Source organism: Piscinibacter gummiphilus (assembly GCF_032681285.1).
GTDB classification, from domain to species: Bacteria; Pseudomonadota; Gammaproteobacteria; order Burkholderiales; family Burkholderiaceae_C; genus Rhizobacter; species Rhizobacter gummiphilus_A.
This window is the reverse complement of sequence record NZ_CP136336.1, coordinates 4,812,605-4,824,769: the sequence shown is the minus strand read 5'-3', so window position 1 is coordinate 4,824,769 and position 12,165 is coordinate 4,812,605. Positions and strand designations below refer to the sequence as shown.

The following is a 12,165-nucleotide window of genomic DNA, read 5'->3' as shown; positions in this document are numbered from 1 at the left end:
TCGATGGCCTATTTCCCCTGCGACCGGCGTGCGGCATGTGCCGCCACGACAGATCACTCCGGCAGCGACACACCGGCGAGGCAGGGCTTTGCCCGAACCTCTGCCTGTGAGCAGTTCGCCGTTCGCAGAAGATTCGTGAACGCCCCGGGTCGGTGGCCCGGGGCGGGTTGCGTTACGCGACGTGGAGTTCCGAACGCACGATGCGCTTGACCACGCGCTCGATGCGACGCCAGCCGCTGTTGTCGTTCAGCGTGATCCAGCGGCGCTCTTCGGCGCGGTAGAACCAGTCCTTGTCCTGCTGGTAGTAGACCTGTGCACCGGTCGACTCCCAGATGTTCAGGATCTCATTGCTGTGGGCATGCGTCTCGTCGAAGTCGGTCGTCGCCTTCTGGCCCATCTCGCTGTAGAAGCTGTTGAGCTGCAGCAGCATCGCGTTGACTTCCAGCGGCATGCGCTCGGCCTTGAGGCCCATCTTCACCGCTTCGTCGAGCAGGATGGGGTAGCTGTGCGACGGGTACTTGCCGTTCAGCGCCGTCGCGATCGCCTCGGCCTTCTCGGCGTCGGTGACGTGATAGGCCAGCAGTTCGCGGCACAGCATGATCGACAGTGACTCCGCACGGTCCACCGCGCCGATCACGAGCGGGTGTACGTACTGGAACAGCGACTTGTACGCGTTCTCCGGATGCTCGCCCTCCTGCTCGCGCCACAGGCGGATCACGCGCTGCAGCTCGTTCAGGCTCACGCTCACGCGGTCGTTGTCACGGTCGACCGGCGACAGCGGGTGGTTGAGCGAGGTGTCGACAGCGGTCAGGTAGGCGGTCGGGCCCATCTGGATGCCGTCGGCGCCGAGCGCCACCATCGTCGCGGCGGACGCGCATTCCAGCGGCATGAGCGCCACGAGGCGATCGCAGTGCTGGCGCAGCAGGTTCACGATGCGCAGCGAGGTCTGGCCGCTGCCACCGTCCGACTTGAGGAAGAGGTACAGCACGGAGTGGCGGCCGAGCTTCGCGAGCACGTGGTGCAGCGCGATCACGTCGTTGCTGCACACCGAGCCGCGTGGGCCGTTCCAGTAGGTGACCAGCGGGCCGCCCAGGCGATCGGCCAGCTTCGCGATCAACGCCTGCGTCTTGCCGAAGAGCACGGGCGGCTGCTTGACCTTGAGGTCGAGCGCTGGGAGTTGTTCGTTCTTCATGATGCGTCTTTCGGTTGAGTGAGTGGAGGCGGGACCGCCCCCGCACACTCAAGCGTGCAGACGCGATCCCTTGGGCAGGCGTGCGGCCAGCCACTCGTGCACGTCGGCACGGATGCGGCGGCCTTCGAGCAGGAAGTTCTCGAAGCGGCTCGGCACGTAAGGCAGGTACAGCAAGGGCATGCCGGCTTCCTCCGGCGTGCGGTCGGCCTTGCGGCCATTGCAGTAAGCGCAGGCGGTGACGAGGTTCATCCAGCTCCAGGCGCCACCACGCGACTCGGGCTGGATGTGTTCGCACTGCAGGTCGCGGTCGCCAAACACCTCGCCGCAGTAGGCGCAGGTGTGGCGGTCGCGGCGAAAGAGCTTGTGCTTCGTGATCGCCGGCACGATGTCGTGCAGGTTGATGCGCGACGCACCGCGCAGGGCGACGATCGGGTGCACCTCGATCAGCGATTGGCGCTGGCGGATGACGTTGAAGCCGCCGCGCAAGGTGGCGAGCGGCCCATCGCCATCCACCCATGCGACCGAGCCCGTGGCCACGTGCAAGGCGGCCTGTTCGAGCGAGATCCACGCTTGGGGCGTGCCCTGGAGGTCGAGTTGCAGCACATGGCTGTGGTTGTCTTGGTGCATGGGTGGCCTCCTTTTTGCAGCCAGTGTTTCGATGGTTGAGTGGCAGGGGCGGCAGGATTCGAACCTGCGTAACACCGGGTCAAAGCCGGCTGTCTGAGGCCTCTCGACTACGCCCCGTTTGTTGGTCCCCTCGGTCCGAGTCGAACGGACATGCCTTGCGGCCCCGGTTTCTGAGACCGGTGCGTCTGCCTATTTCGCCACGAGGGGGGTTGAGGAATGAATCACATGCGCTGAGGGGTGACCGGTCGGACTCGAACCGACACCACCGACGCCACAAGCCGGGGCTCTACCCTTGAGCTACGGTCACTCCTCAACGCACGTTCTGAAAAAGCTGGTCTCGGTGGTCCGGATCGAACGGACGGCCTCATGCTCCCAAAGCACGCGCGCTGCCAACTGCGCCACACCGAGAAAGAAGAATGGACTCGACGACCCGATTGCTCGGGCTTTGCCCTCGGCCTTCGGCCCGTCGCGTAGCGACGTCCTGGTCGGCTATCGCCGCCCAGAGCGAACGGGTGCGGGCTGTCGCCGTCTGCTTTGCAGGCAGATGCCTTCGACCACTTGGCTACGTCGAGATGAAAGATGGCACCTCGTGCACGATTCGAACGTGCGACCTCCTGCTTCGTCGGCAGGCGCTCTCATCCACTGAGCTAACGAGGTATGCAACTGGTGCCGAGAGAGGGCTTCGATCCCCCGACGCACGCGCTTTCAACGCGCCGCTCTACCGACTGAGCTATCTCGGCAAAAAGTCCATCCGGTCACGGGTTCCGGCGCCGCCCAATCGTTGCGGCCGATTTCCGCCTGCGAAGCGTGAGCTCCACGCAGGCTCCTGTTCAATACGAATCCCACTTCGGCTGTGTCCACACGCGAGCGCCTCGTCAGGCGTCGGTGTCTCGCTGCACAGGGGCTGGCGTGCGACCTGGGTCCAGGGGTCGACGCCGCCATGCACATCCCGAGCCGCCCACACCAGGTTTGCGGACTGCGGAGTGCATGGGCACAGCCGAAGTGAGGCGGTCGGCGGCCCCCGTGGAACGAGGGCTCGCCTTCCGCGCTTCGTGCAGGACGCTTTCCGGCCAGTACCGGCGCATGTCCTGCGGCAAATTGTTAAAGAGCTGCGGCTCCGGAGAGCCGCGACCTGGGCGCCGATGCGCCAAGGTGGGTCCAGCAAAGCAAAAGGCCCGGTTCCTTTCGGAAACCGGGCCTCTGCGGTGCAGAGCGTGAAGGGTGTGCGCCTAGGCGCCTCCCTTTCCCGGTGTCGTGATGGGCTCGCTGCGATCAAGCCGCGCATCACCCAGCGACGTCATCGCGATGCCCCCGAATGCACAGGCGAACGCATGCAGGTCGCGCTGGGCGCTTCCTTGCGTGTTGCGGTCGATGTGCTTGCGGGTTGTCACGATGCAGCCTTGATTGAAAACGGATGCTCTTGCGAGCGAGGAAGCGGACTGTAAAGACTCTTTACCCGACTCGTCAACCCCCTGCGACAATGTCGTTCGACATCGTTGCATCCGCACACACACGACCTCGTGGCGAACATCACCCTTACGCGCCGGCACAACGTGCTCGCGCTCTTTCAAGAACATGCCGAGCAGGCCGTCGCGGCGGGCGCATCGCCCAAAGGGCTCGAGCAGGCCTTCGCTGCCAAGCTGCAGATCTCGCCCAGCATGTGGAGCCAGATCAAGTCGTCTCGCCCCATCGGCGACAAGCTCGCGCGGCAGATCGAGGTGATGTGCGGCCGGCACGTGAACTGGCTCGACGAGCCGCGCAAGAGTGCCGCACCCACCGCTGCGGAAACTGCATTTCTCGAACTCGCGCTCACGGCCTGGCGCAGCACCAACGTGGCAGGCCGCAAGTCGCTCACGGTGCAGATGAAGGCGATCGTCGAGCGCGGGAACTAGCGTCCGCGGTTTACAGGCCGGCGCGGCAGGCGCACCATCCGCCGCATGAGCTGGAACCCGTCGCAGTACCTGAAGTTCGAGCAGCCGCGCCTGCGTCCCGCGCTGGAGCTGCTGGCCCGTGTGTCGCTTGAGGCACCACGCACCGTGTACGACCTCGGTTGCGGCGCTGGCCAGTTGAGCCGGCTGATGGCCGAGCGCTGGCCGATGGCCCAGGTGATCGGCGTCGACGCGTCGGCGGCGATGCTCGAGCAGGCGGGCGACCCCTTGCCCAACCTGCGCTGGCAGCACCAAGACCTGGCGGGCTGGAAGGCCGACGCACCGGCCGACCTGATCTATTCCAACGCCGCGCTGCACTGGCTGCACGACCACACGGCGCTCTTCACCCACCTGATGCAGCAGCTCGTTTCCGGCGGCGTGCTCGCGGTGCAGATGCCGCGCAACTTCGCAGCACCGTCGCACACTTCGATTGCCGATGCGGTGCGCTCTGGCCCGTGGGGCGCACGCCTCGAGCCCTTGCTGCGCGAGAAGAAGCCGGTGGAGGATCCAGCGTGGTACTACGACCTGTTGGCCCCGCTGGCGCGGGACATCGACCTGTGGGAAACCGAATACCACCAGGTGCTCACTGGCCCCGACCCGGTGAAAGAATGGACCAAGGGCACCTGGCTCTCGACCTTCCTCAATGCCCTCGACGACCCGGCCGAGCGCGAGGCCTTCGAGCGCGACTACGCGGCGCGGGTGGCCTTGGCCTATCCGATGCGGGCCGACGGCACCACGGTGTTCCCGTTTCGCCGTCTCTTCATCGTCGCGCGCAGGCTCTGACTACGAGGCTGCGGCCGCCTGCCGCTCGGCGGCGGCGCGCTGGGCGCGCTTCTTGAGCAACCCCCAATAGCGCACCGGCATCAGCCGCGCCAGCCGGTCGAGGAAGCGGGCATCGGCCCCGATGCGGATGCGCACGAGGCCCTTGTCCAGACCCGCGAGGATGCACTCGGCGGCTTCGTCGGCGGTGGTGCGTGCGTTCTGCACGAAGCCGTCGGCCAGGGCCTTGCGCGCGGTGGCGTCGACGCTCTCGAGGTGGCGCATGTCGTGTGCGATGTGGGTCTTGATGCCGCCCGGGTGCACCTGCACCACACGCACGCCGGTCGCTTCGAGCTCGTGGCGCAGCGCTTCGGTGAAGCCGCGCACCGCGAACTTGCTCGCGCAATAGGCCGTCTGCCCCGGCACGCCGACGAAGCCGAACACGCTCGACACGTTGACGAGCTGCGCGGCCTTCTCGCGCAGCAGGAGCGGCAGGAAGGCGCGCGACATGTTGACCACGCCCCAGAAGTTGATGCCGATCACCCACTCGAAGTCGGCCACCGGCTGCTGGCGGAAGTCGCCGTAGGCCGACACCCCGGCGTTGTTGAACACGGCGCTCACGCGGGTGTGCTCGGCTTCCACCGCAGCGGGCAGCGCGGCCACGGCGCGGGCATCGGCCACGTCGACCACGTGCTCGCTGACGCGTGCGCCGAGCGCACGCGCTTCGCGCGCGACCTCGCCCAGCCGAAGGGCGTTGATCTCGCACAGCGCGAGGTCGTGGCCGCGCCGGGCCAGGCGCAGCGCCAGGCTGCGGCCGATGCCGCTGCCCGCGCCGGTGATGACCGCCACGGGGCGGAAGGAGGACGTGTTCATCGGGTCACTCTAAGGTGCATACCTTACGCCTCCCATCCGTGCTTGCCCGGGTGAGTGCGTCGGGTTTGTGGCGACAATCGTGGCATGAGCAAAGCCCCGATCACGACCCGCGAGCGCGTGCTTGAAACCTGCCGCCGCCTCTTCAACGAGAAGGGGCCGGGCGCCGTCACCACCGCCGAGATCGCGGCCACCGTGGGCATCAACGAAGGCAACCTCTACTACTACTTCAAGAAGAAGGACCAGATCGTGCTGGCGCTCTTCGACCAGTTCGAGCTGGCCCTGGGCGAGATGGCCCGCCGGCAGATGGAGCACATCGAGCAGGACAAGGCCAACGAAGACAGCATCATGGACTTCTTCAAGTTCGCCTGGGAGTGGCGCTTCTTCTACCGCGACGCCCAGTCGCTCTATGGCCTGGCGCCCGAGCTGCGCGAGCGCAACAAGCTGCTGTCGGAAGCGTCTCACGAGGCGGGCCGCCGGTTGCTGCAACACGCCATCCAGCACGGCCGGCTCAAGGTGCCCGACGAGGCCGTGGAGCGGCTTGTCGTCAACGCGTGGATCATCTGCACCTTCTGGATCGAATACCTGCAGGTCGCCAAGGGCGTGACGCGCATTACCAAGAAGCACCTGGAGATGGGCTACGAGCAGGTGCAGTCGCTCTACTGGCCCTACGCGCCACGCGGCACCGAGCGTCGTAAACCGAGCTGGGCCTGAGCTGCAGGCGCGCCGCTGCAGCGCGCGCCGGCGGGTGCGGGAAACCCCGCAGTGGCATGTCACTTGCCGAACCCCGGCGTAAGAAACCCTGCTCACAACACGACATGAAGGCCGCGGCCCACACTGCGGCGGTCAGGTCGCAGGGTTGCCGTGTCGGGGATGTGTCGACCACCAGGCTCAGATGCGCTGTCAGGGCGTGGCAGGGTGCTTGTGCGGGTGCGATGCCTCCGACGACCATGGCCTGCTGGAAGTCCCGCAGGCCGCACACGAGGAGAGAGCATGCCCGCCCAACCCACGCACGAGATCATCGAAGGCCTGAGCCGGCCGCAGCCCAGCATTTCGCCCAAGTACTTCTACGACTCGAAGGGCTCGCGGCTCTTCGAGCAGATCACGCGCTTGCCCGAGTACTACCCGACGCGCACCGAGCAGGCGATCCTGGCGCGCCATGCGGCGGAGATTGCGCGGCGCGTGGGCCCGGGGCGCATCGTCATCGAGCCGGGCGCTGGCAATTGCGAGAAGGCGCGGGTGCTCTGCCGTGCCATCGGGGCGTCGCGCTACGTGGCGGTCGACATCTCGGCCGAGTTCCTCACCGAGGCCGCACAGCGGCTGCGCGACGAGATGCCGCAGTTGCAGGTGCACGCCGTGGGCGGCGACCTCACGCAGGAGATCGTCTTGCCGGAAGACTTGCCGCGCGCGCACCGGCTCGTCTACTACCCCGGCTCGTCGATCGGTAATTTCGACAGACCGCAGGCGCTCGACGTGCTGGTGCGCATGCGCCGCCTGATCGATCACGACGGCGCGCTGCTGATCGGCGTGGACCTGCGCAAGGAGGTGTCGGTGCTGGAACCCGCCTACGACGACGCAGCGGGCGTCACCGCCGCCTTCAACCTCAACGCGCTCGACCATGTGAACCGGCTCGTGGGCAGCGACTTCCACCTGCACCAGTGGCGGCATCGCGCCTTCTTCAACCACGAGGCCTCGCGCATCGAGATGCACCTCGAAGCCAAGACCGACGTCGACGTGCACTGGCCCGGCGGCGGCCGGCACTTCGCCCCGGGCGAACGCATCCACACCGAGAGCAGCTACAAGTACGACATCGAAGGCTTCGCCCACCTGCTGCACGCGGCCGGCTTCCACCACAGCGTGGCGTGGACCGACGAGCGGCGCTGGTTCGCGGTGGTGCTCGCCACGCCATGAACGAACTCGACGCGGACACCCTGGCCACCGCCTACCGGGCGGTGCGCTCGCACACCGAAGCGCTGGCCGCGCCGCTGTCGGCCGAAGACGCGTGCGCGCAGTCGATGCCCGACGCGAGCCCCGCCAAGTGGCACCTCGCGCACACGACCTGGTTCTTCGAGACCTTCGTGCTCGAACGCTTCGAGCCCGGCTTCGCGCCGCACGCCGCCGCATACCGCGTGCTCTTCAACTCCTACTACAACGCCGTGGGCGTCAAGCACCCGCGGCCGCAGCGCGGCCTGCTCACCCGGCCTTCGCTCGACGAGGTGCGCGCCTACCGCGCGGCCGTCGACCGACGGGTGCTCACGCTCATGCCGCGCTTGCCGCAGGAGGCGCTGCGTCTGGTGGAGCTGGGGCTGCACCACGAGCAGCAGCACCAGGAGCTGCTGCTCACCGACGTGCTGCACCTCTTCTCGTGCAACCCGCTGAAGCCCGCGTACCGAGAAGCCGAGATGAGTGCGAGCGCGCCCGCATCGCCACTGCAATGGCACGCGTTCGAAGAAGGCGTGGTGCAGATCGGCCACGACGGCGCGGGTTTCGCCTTTGACAACGAAGGCCCGCGCCACTCGGCCTACTTGCAGCGCTATGAGGTGGCGTCGCGCCTCGTCAGCAATGCCGAATACGCCGGTTTCATCGAAGCGGGTGGTTATCGCGAGCCAGCCCTGTGGCTCTCGGAAGGGTGGGACTGGGTGAAGGCGCAGTCGCGCGAGCACCCGCTCTACTGGCAGCGTGCCGCGAATGGCTGGCAAGCCTTCGGCCTCTCGGGTCTGCGCGAGCTGCAGGCCCACGAGCCCGTGCTGCACCTGAGTTACTACGAAGCCGACGCCTACGCCCGATGGGCCGGTGCACGCCTGCCCACCGAAGCGGAGTGGGAGCACGCCGCCGCCACCTGCCCCGAGCTGCACCAGCTCACCAGCCACGCCTGGCAATGGACCTCGAGCGCCTACCTCCCGTACCCCGATTTTCGCGCCAGTGCCGGCGCCGTCGGTGAGTACAACGGCAAGTTCATGGTGAACCAGATGGTGTTGCGCGGCGGCTCGCTCGCCACGCCACCCACGCACCTGCGCACGAGCTACCGCAACTTCTTCCCCACCAGTGCCACCTGGCAGTTCACCGGCATCCGCCTCGCACGCTGACCGATGCCAGGGCCTCGCCCGCGCGGAGTCGGGGTGACGTGCGCAGCGAAGTAAAGGAGGAGACAAAGACCGCGGGAGCGGCCTTTGTCGGGGGACATGAGCGGAGCACGTCACCCCGGCTCCGCGCCCGCTCAGCACGCCACGGTTGGTAGCGTTGCCATCGCTACACTGACCGTCATGAGCGAGGCCCCGATCCCACCGCACACGCCCAGGCGCCGCCGAGGGGCCGGCGCCATCACCCTGGGCGACGTGGCGCGCTTGGCGGGCGTCTCGCCCATCACCGCTTCACGCGCCCTCAACACCCCCGAGCAGGTCGCGAAGGAAACGCTCGAGCGTGTGCGCGATGCCGTCTCGCGCACCGGCTACGTGCCCAACCGCATGGCCGGTGGCTTGGCCTCGTCGCGCAGCCGCCTGGTCGCCGCCGTGGTGCCCACCATCGCCGGCCCGGTGTTCATGGAGATGGTGCAGTCCCTCACCCATGAACTCGACGCGGCGGGCTACCAACTGATGCTTGGCCAGAGCGGCTACACCGCCTCTCGCGAAGACGCGCTGCTCGATGCCATCATCGGCCGCCGCCCCGACGGCATCGTGCTCACCGGCATCATGCATTCGGCCGAAGGGCGCAAGCGGCTGCTCGCGAGCGGCATCCCCGTCGTCGAGACCTGGGACTTGACGCCCACCCCCATCGACATGCTCGTCGGCTTCTCGCACACCGATGCCGCCGCCGCCGTGGTGCGCCACCTGCATGCGAAAGGGCGCACGCACCTCGCGCTCCTGAGCGGCGACGACGAGCGCGCCGAGCGCCGCAACCGCGGCTTCATCGCCGAGGCCAGGGCTCTGGGGCTGACGGCCGAGATCCCGGTGATGCGCGTGCCCGCCCCCACCACCTTGCGCAGCGGCCGCCAGGGCCTCGCGCAACTGCTCGCCCGATCACCCGAGGTCGACGGCGTCTTCTGCAGCTCCGACTTGCTCGCGCTCGGCGTGCTGACCGAAGCGGCGGCACGGGGCCTCGCCGTGCCCGAGCGTCTCTCCGTCGTCGGTTTCGGCGACCTCGCCTTTGCCGGCGACACCCACCCCGCGCTCAGCACCGTGCGCATCGACGGCACCGGCATCGGCTGCCAGGCGGCGCGTTTCATCGTGGAGCGCGCGGCAGGCCGGGCGGTGGCCGACAAGGTGATCGACCTGGGCTTCCAGGTCATCGAGCGCGGCAGCAGCTGAGTTGGCTCGGGTTAACCCTCGAAATCGGATGCTCGTTCATCCAAACGGTAGCGCTACCATAGTCCTGTGAAAGCGCTACCAGCCGTCGGTGCGCTCAAGGTGACGTTCGACAGGAGACCCGCCGATGAAGTCATTGCTCGCCACCCTCTGCCTTTCGCTGGCCGCCCTGGCCGCCGCGCCCGCCCATGCCTGGCCCGACAAGCCCATCACCCTGCTCGTGCCCTTCCCGCCGGGCGGCTCGACCGACTCGCTCGCCCGTGTGCTTGCCCCCAAGCTGCAGGAAAAGCTCGGCACCAACGTCATCGTCGACAACAAGCCTGGGGCGACCGGCACCATCGGCACAGGTCAGGTGAAACGCTCGCCGGCCGACGGCTACACCGTGCTCGTGTCCTCGCTCGGCCCCTTCGTCATCGCACCTCACCTGATCAAGGGCGTGCCCTACGACGCTGGCCTCGACTTCGACCTGCTGACGGTGGCCGTGCAGGCGCCCAACGTGCTGGTCGTGCCCGCCGCTTCGCCGCTCAAGAGCGTCGCCGACGTGATCGCCGAGTTGAAGAATGAGCCCGGCAGGATGAGCTTCGCCTCCTCAGGCAATGGCTCGTCCGACCACCTCACCGCCGAACTCTTCTGGTTGCAGACCGGGACCAGCGGCTCGCACGTGCCCTACAAGGGCGGCGCACCGGCCATCCAGGACCTGCTGGGCGGCCAGGTGCAGGCCTCGTTCCAGAACGTCAACGCGGTGCTGCAGCACATCCAGAGCGGCAAGCTGCGCGCACTCGCCATCACCGGCGACAAACGTTCGTCGGTGCTGCCCAATGTGCCCACGCTCGCCGAGAGCGGCGTGAAGGGCGCCGACGTGTACTCATGGCAGGGCATCGCCGCGCCCAAGGGCCTGCCGGGCGACGTGAAGGCCAAGCTGCACGCGGCCCTCGTCTCCTCGCTCAACGACGCGGCGGTCAAGGCCGACTTCGCCAAGATCGGCATCGAGGTCGTGGCCAACACGCCCGAGCAGTTCGCCGTCTTCCAGACTGGCGAATCCGCACGCTGGAAGAAGCTGATCGAGACCCGCAAGATCACCGCCGACTGAACCATGAAGCAAGACACCCCCCGCACGGAGCGAAGCGACACCCCGCGTGTCACGCAGATGCGCGTCATCCCCGTCGCCGGCCGCGACGGCATGCTGCTCAACCTGAGCGGCGCGCATGCGCCGTTCTTCACCCGCAACCTCGTCATGCTCACCGACAACGCCGGCCGCACCGGCGTGGGCGAAGTGCCAGGCGGCGAGAAGATCCGCCAGACGCTCGAAGAGTCGTCGCCGCTCATCGTCGGCCAGCCGGTCGGCGACGTGCAGCGCCTGCTGCGCCTCGTGCGCGAGCGCTTCGCCGACCGCGATGCCGGAGGCCGCGGCCTGCAGACCTTCGACCTGCGCACCACCATCCACGTCGTCACGGCCATCGAGTCGGCACTGCTCGACCTGCTCGGCCAGCACCTCGACCTGCCGGTGGCCGCGCTTCTCGGTGAAGGCCAGCAGCGCGAATCGGTCGAGATGCTGGGCTACCTCTTCTTCGTCGGCGACCGCACCAAGACCGACCTGCCCTACACCGCGCCAGGCGACGAGCCGGCCGATGCCGACGACTGGCAGCGCCTGCGCCACGAGGCCGCGATGTCACCCGCGGCCATCGTGCGCCTGGCCGAAGCGGCCCGTGCGCGCTACGGCTTCAACGACTTCAAGCTCAAGGGCGGCGTGCTCGCCGGCGAGGCCGAAGTCGAAGCCGTGACCGCGCTGCACGAGCGCTTCCCTGAAGCCCGCGTCACGCTCGACCCCAACGGCGGCTGGCTCTTGAAGGACGCGATCCGCCTGATGCGCGACATGCGCGGCGTGCTGGCTTACGCCGAAGACCCCTGCGGCGCGGAAGACGGCTTCTCGGGCCGCGAGGTGATGGCCGAGTTTCGCCGCGCCACGGGTCTGCCGACCGCCACCAACATGGTCGCGACCGACTGGCGGCAACTGACGCACGCCTTGAGCCTGCAGTCGGTCGACATCCCGCTCGCCGACCCGCACTTCTGGACCATGGCCGGCTCGGTGCGCGTGGCGCAGACCTGCCGCGACTGGGGCCTCACCTGGGGCTCGCATTCGAACAACCATTTCGATGTGTCGCTGGCGATGTTCACCCACGTGGGCGCCGCCGCTCCGGGCCGCGTGACCGCGATCGACACGCACTGGATCTGGCAGGACGGCCAGCGCCTCACCAAAGACCCGCTCAGGATCGTGGGTGGCCATGTGCAGGTGCCGAAGAAACCGGGCCTCGGCATCGAGCTCGACATGGCCGAGGTGGAGAAGGCGCATGCGCTCTACCAGCGGCACGGCCTGGGTGCGCGCGACGACGCGATCGCGATGCAGTACCTGATCCCCAACTGGAAGTTCGACCCCAAGCGGCCCTGCCTGGTGAGGTGATCGGCCTCCTCGGTGGAGCGGCGTTCTAAA

At 67.8% G+C, this 12,165-nt stretch carries 12 protein-coding genes and 7 tRNA genes; 8 read left to right on the top strand and 11 right to left on the bottom strand.

The features are described 5' to 3' along the window. Positions 1-172: 172 nt before the first annotated feature. The 10 genes from RXV79_RS22710 to RXV79_RS22665 form a co-directional block, all read right to left on the bottom strand. Positions 173-1,192, bottom strand: a complete 1,020-nt coding sequence (locus RXV79_RS22710; protein WP_316700360.1) for a hypothetical protein — start codon at positions 1,190-1,192, stop codon at positions 173-175. 48 nt (positions 1,193-1,240) lie between these two features. Then, positions 1,241-1,819 carry an HNH endonuclease gene (locus RXV79_RS22705; RefSeq protein ID WP_316700359.1) on the bottom strand — a complete coding sequence of 193 codons (579 nt, stop codon included), beginning with the start codon at positions 1,817-1,819 and terminating at the stop codon, positions 1,241-1,243. A 40-nt stretch (positions 1,820-1,859) separates the two neighbouring features. After that, positions 1,860-1,936: transfer RNA gene (locus tag RXV79_RS22700), tRNA-Gln, on the bottom strand. Between the two features lie 5 nt (positions 1,937-1,941). Then, positions 1,942-2,026 (bottom strand) — tRNA-Leu (locus RXV79_RS22695). 29 nt (positions 2,027-2,055) lie between these two features. Then, a tRNA-His gene (locus RXV79_RS22690) sits at positions 2,056-2,126 on the bottom strand. A gap of 25 nt (positions 2,127-2,151) precedes the next feature. Beyond that, positions 2,152-2,227: transfer RNA gene (locus tag RXV79_RS22685), tRNA-Pro, on the bottom strand. Positions 2,228-2,236: 9 nt separating this feature from the next. Beyond that, a tRNA-Cys gene (locus RXV79_RS22680) sits at positions 2,237-2,391 on the bottom strand. 8 nt (positions 2,392-2,399) lie between these two features. Beyond that, a tRNA-Arg gene (locus RXV79_RS22675) sits at positions 2,400-2,476 on the bottom strand. 7 nt (positions 2,477-2,483) lie between these two features. Continuing rightward, a tRNA-Phe gene (locus tag RXV79_RS22670) sits at positions 2,484-2,559 on the bottom strand. A gap of 489 nt (positions 2,560-3,048) precedes the next feature. Further along, the gene (locus RXV79_RS22665) at positions 3,049-3,210 is read right to left on the bottom strand and encodes a hypothetical protein (protein ID WP_316700358.1); all 162 of its coding nucleotides are present in this window, start codon (positions 3,208-3,210) and stop codon (positions 3,049-3,051) included. A 129-nt stretch (positions 3,211-3,339) separates the two neighbouring features. Here RXV79_RS22665 and RXV79_RS22660 point away from each other — a divergent pair, with 129 nt between their 5' ends. Both RXV79_RS22660 and RXV79_RS22655 read left to right on the top strand, forming a co-directional pair. Then, positions 3,340-3,711 (top strand): hypothetical protein, encoded by a 372-nt coding sequence (locus tag RXV79_RS22660; protein ID WP_316700357.1) that lies wholly within the window; start codon positions 3,340-3,342, stop codon positions 3,709-3,711. Between the two features lie 45 nt (positions 3,712-3,756). Then, positions 3,757-4,530: a methyltransferase domain-containing protein gene (locus tag RXV79_RS22655; protein ID WP_316700356.1), complete on the top strand. Its 774-nt coding sequence runs from the start codon at positions 3,757-3,759 to the stop codon at positions 4,528-4,530. Here the strand turns inward: RXV79_RS22655 and RXV79_RS22650 are convergent, their stop codons facing one another. After that, on the bottom strand, positions 4,531-5,379 hold the full coding sequence (locus tag RXV79_RS22650; RefSeq protein ID WP_316700355.1) for an SDR family NAD(P)-dependent oxidoreductase: 849 nt from the start codon (positions 5,377-5,379) through the stop codon (positions 4,531-4,533). A gap of 84 nt (positions 5,380-5,463) precedes the next feature. Here RXV79_RS22650 and RXV79_RS22645 point away from each other — a divergent pair, with 84 nt between their 5' ends. The 6 genes from RXV79_RS22645 (at position 5,464) to gudD (ending at position 12,135) form a co-directional block, all read left to right on the top strand. Next, positions 5,464-6,090 carry a TetR/AcrR family transcriptional regulator gene (locus RXV79_RS22645; RefSeq protein ID WP_316700354.1) on the top strand — a complete coding sequence of 209 codons (627 nt, stop codon included), beginning with the start codon at positions 5,464-5,466 and terminating at the stop codon, positions 6,088-6,090. Between the two features lie 279 nt (positions 6,091-6,369). Further along, positions 6,370-7,287: an L-histidine N(alpha)-methyltransferase gene (gene egtD, locus RXV79_RS22640; protein ID WP_316700353.1), complete on the top strand. Its 918-nt coding sequence runs from the start codon at positions 6,370-6,372 to the stop codon at positions 7,285-7,287. Next, entirely contained in the window at positions 7,284-8,462 is a 1,179-nt protein-coding gene (egtB, locus tag RXV79_RS22635; RefSeq protein ID WP_316700352.1) for an ergothioneine biosynthesis protein EgtB, read from the top strand. Before egtD ends, egtB begins: the two co-directional genes overlap by 4 nt. A gap of 177 nt (positions 8,463-8,639) precedes the next feature. Then, the gene (locus tag RXV79_RS22630) at positions 8,640-9,680 is read left to right on the top strand and encodes a LacI family DNA-binding transcriptional regulator (protein ID WP_316700351.1); all 1,041 of its coding nucleotides are present in this window, start codon (positions 8,640-8,642) and stop codon (positions 9,678-9,680) included. A 124-nt stretch (positions 9,681-9,804) separates the two neighbouring features. Then, complete coding sequence (locus RXV79_RS22625; RefSeq protein WP_316700350.1) at positions 9,805-10,767, top strand: Bug family tripartite tricarboxylate transporter substrate binding protein; 963 nt, start codon at positions 9,805-9,807, stop codon at positions 10,765-10,767. A gap of 3 nt (positions 10,768-10,770) precedes the next feature. After that, positions 10,771-12,135 (top strand): glucarate dehydratase, encoded by a 1,365-nt coding sequence (gene gudD, locus RXV79_RS22620; RefSeq protein WP_316700349.1) that lies wholly within the window; start codon positions 10,771-10,773, stop codon positions 12,133-12,135. Positions 12,136-12,165 lie beyond the last annotated feature (30 nt).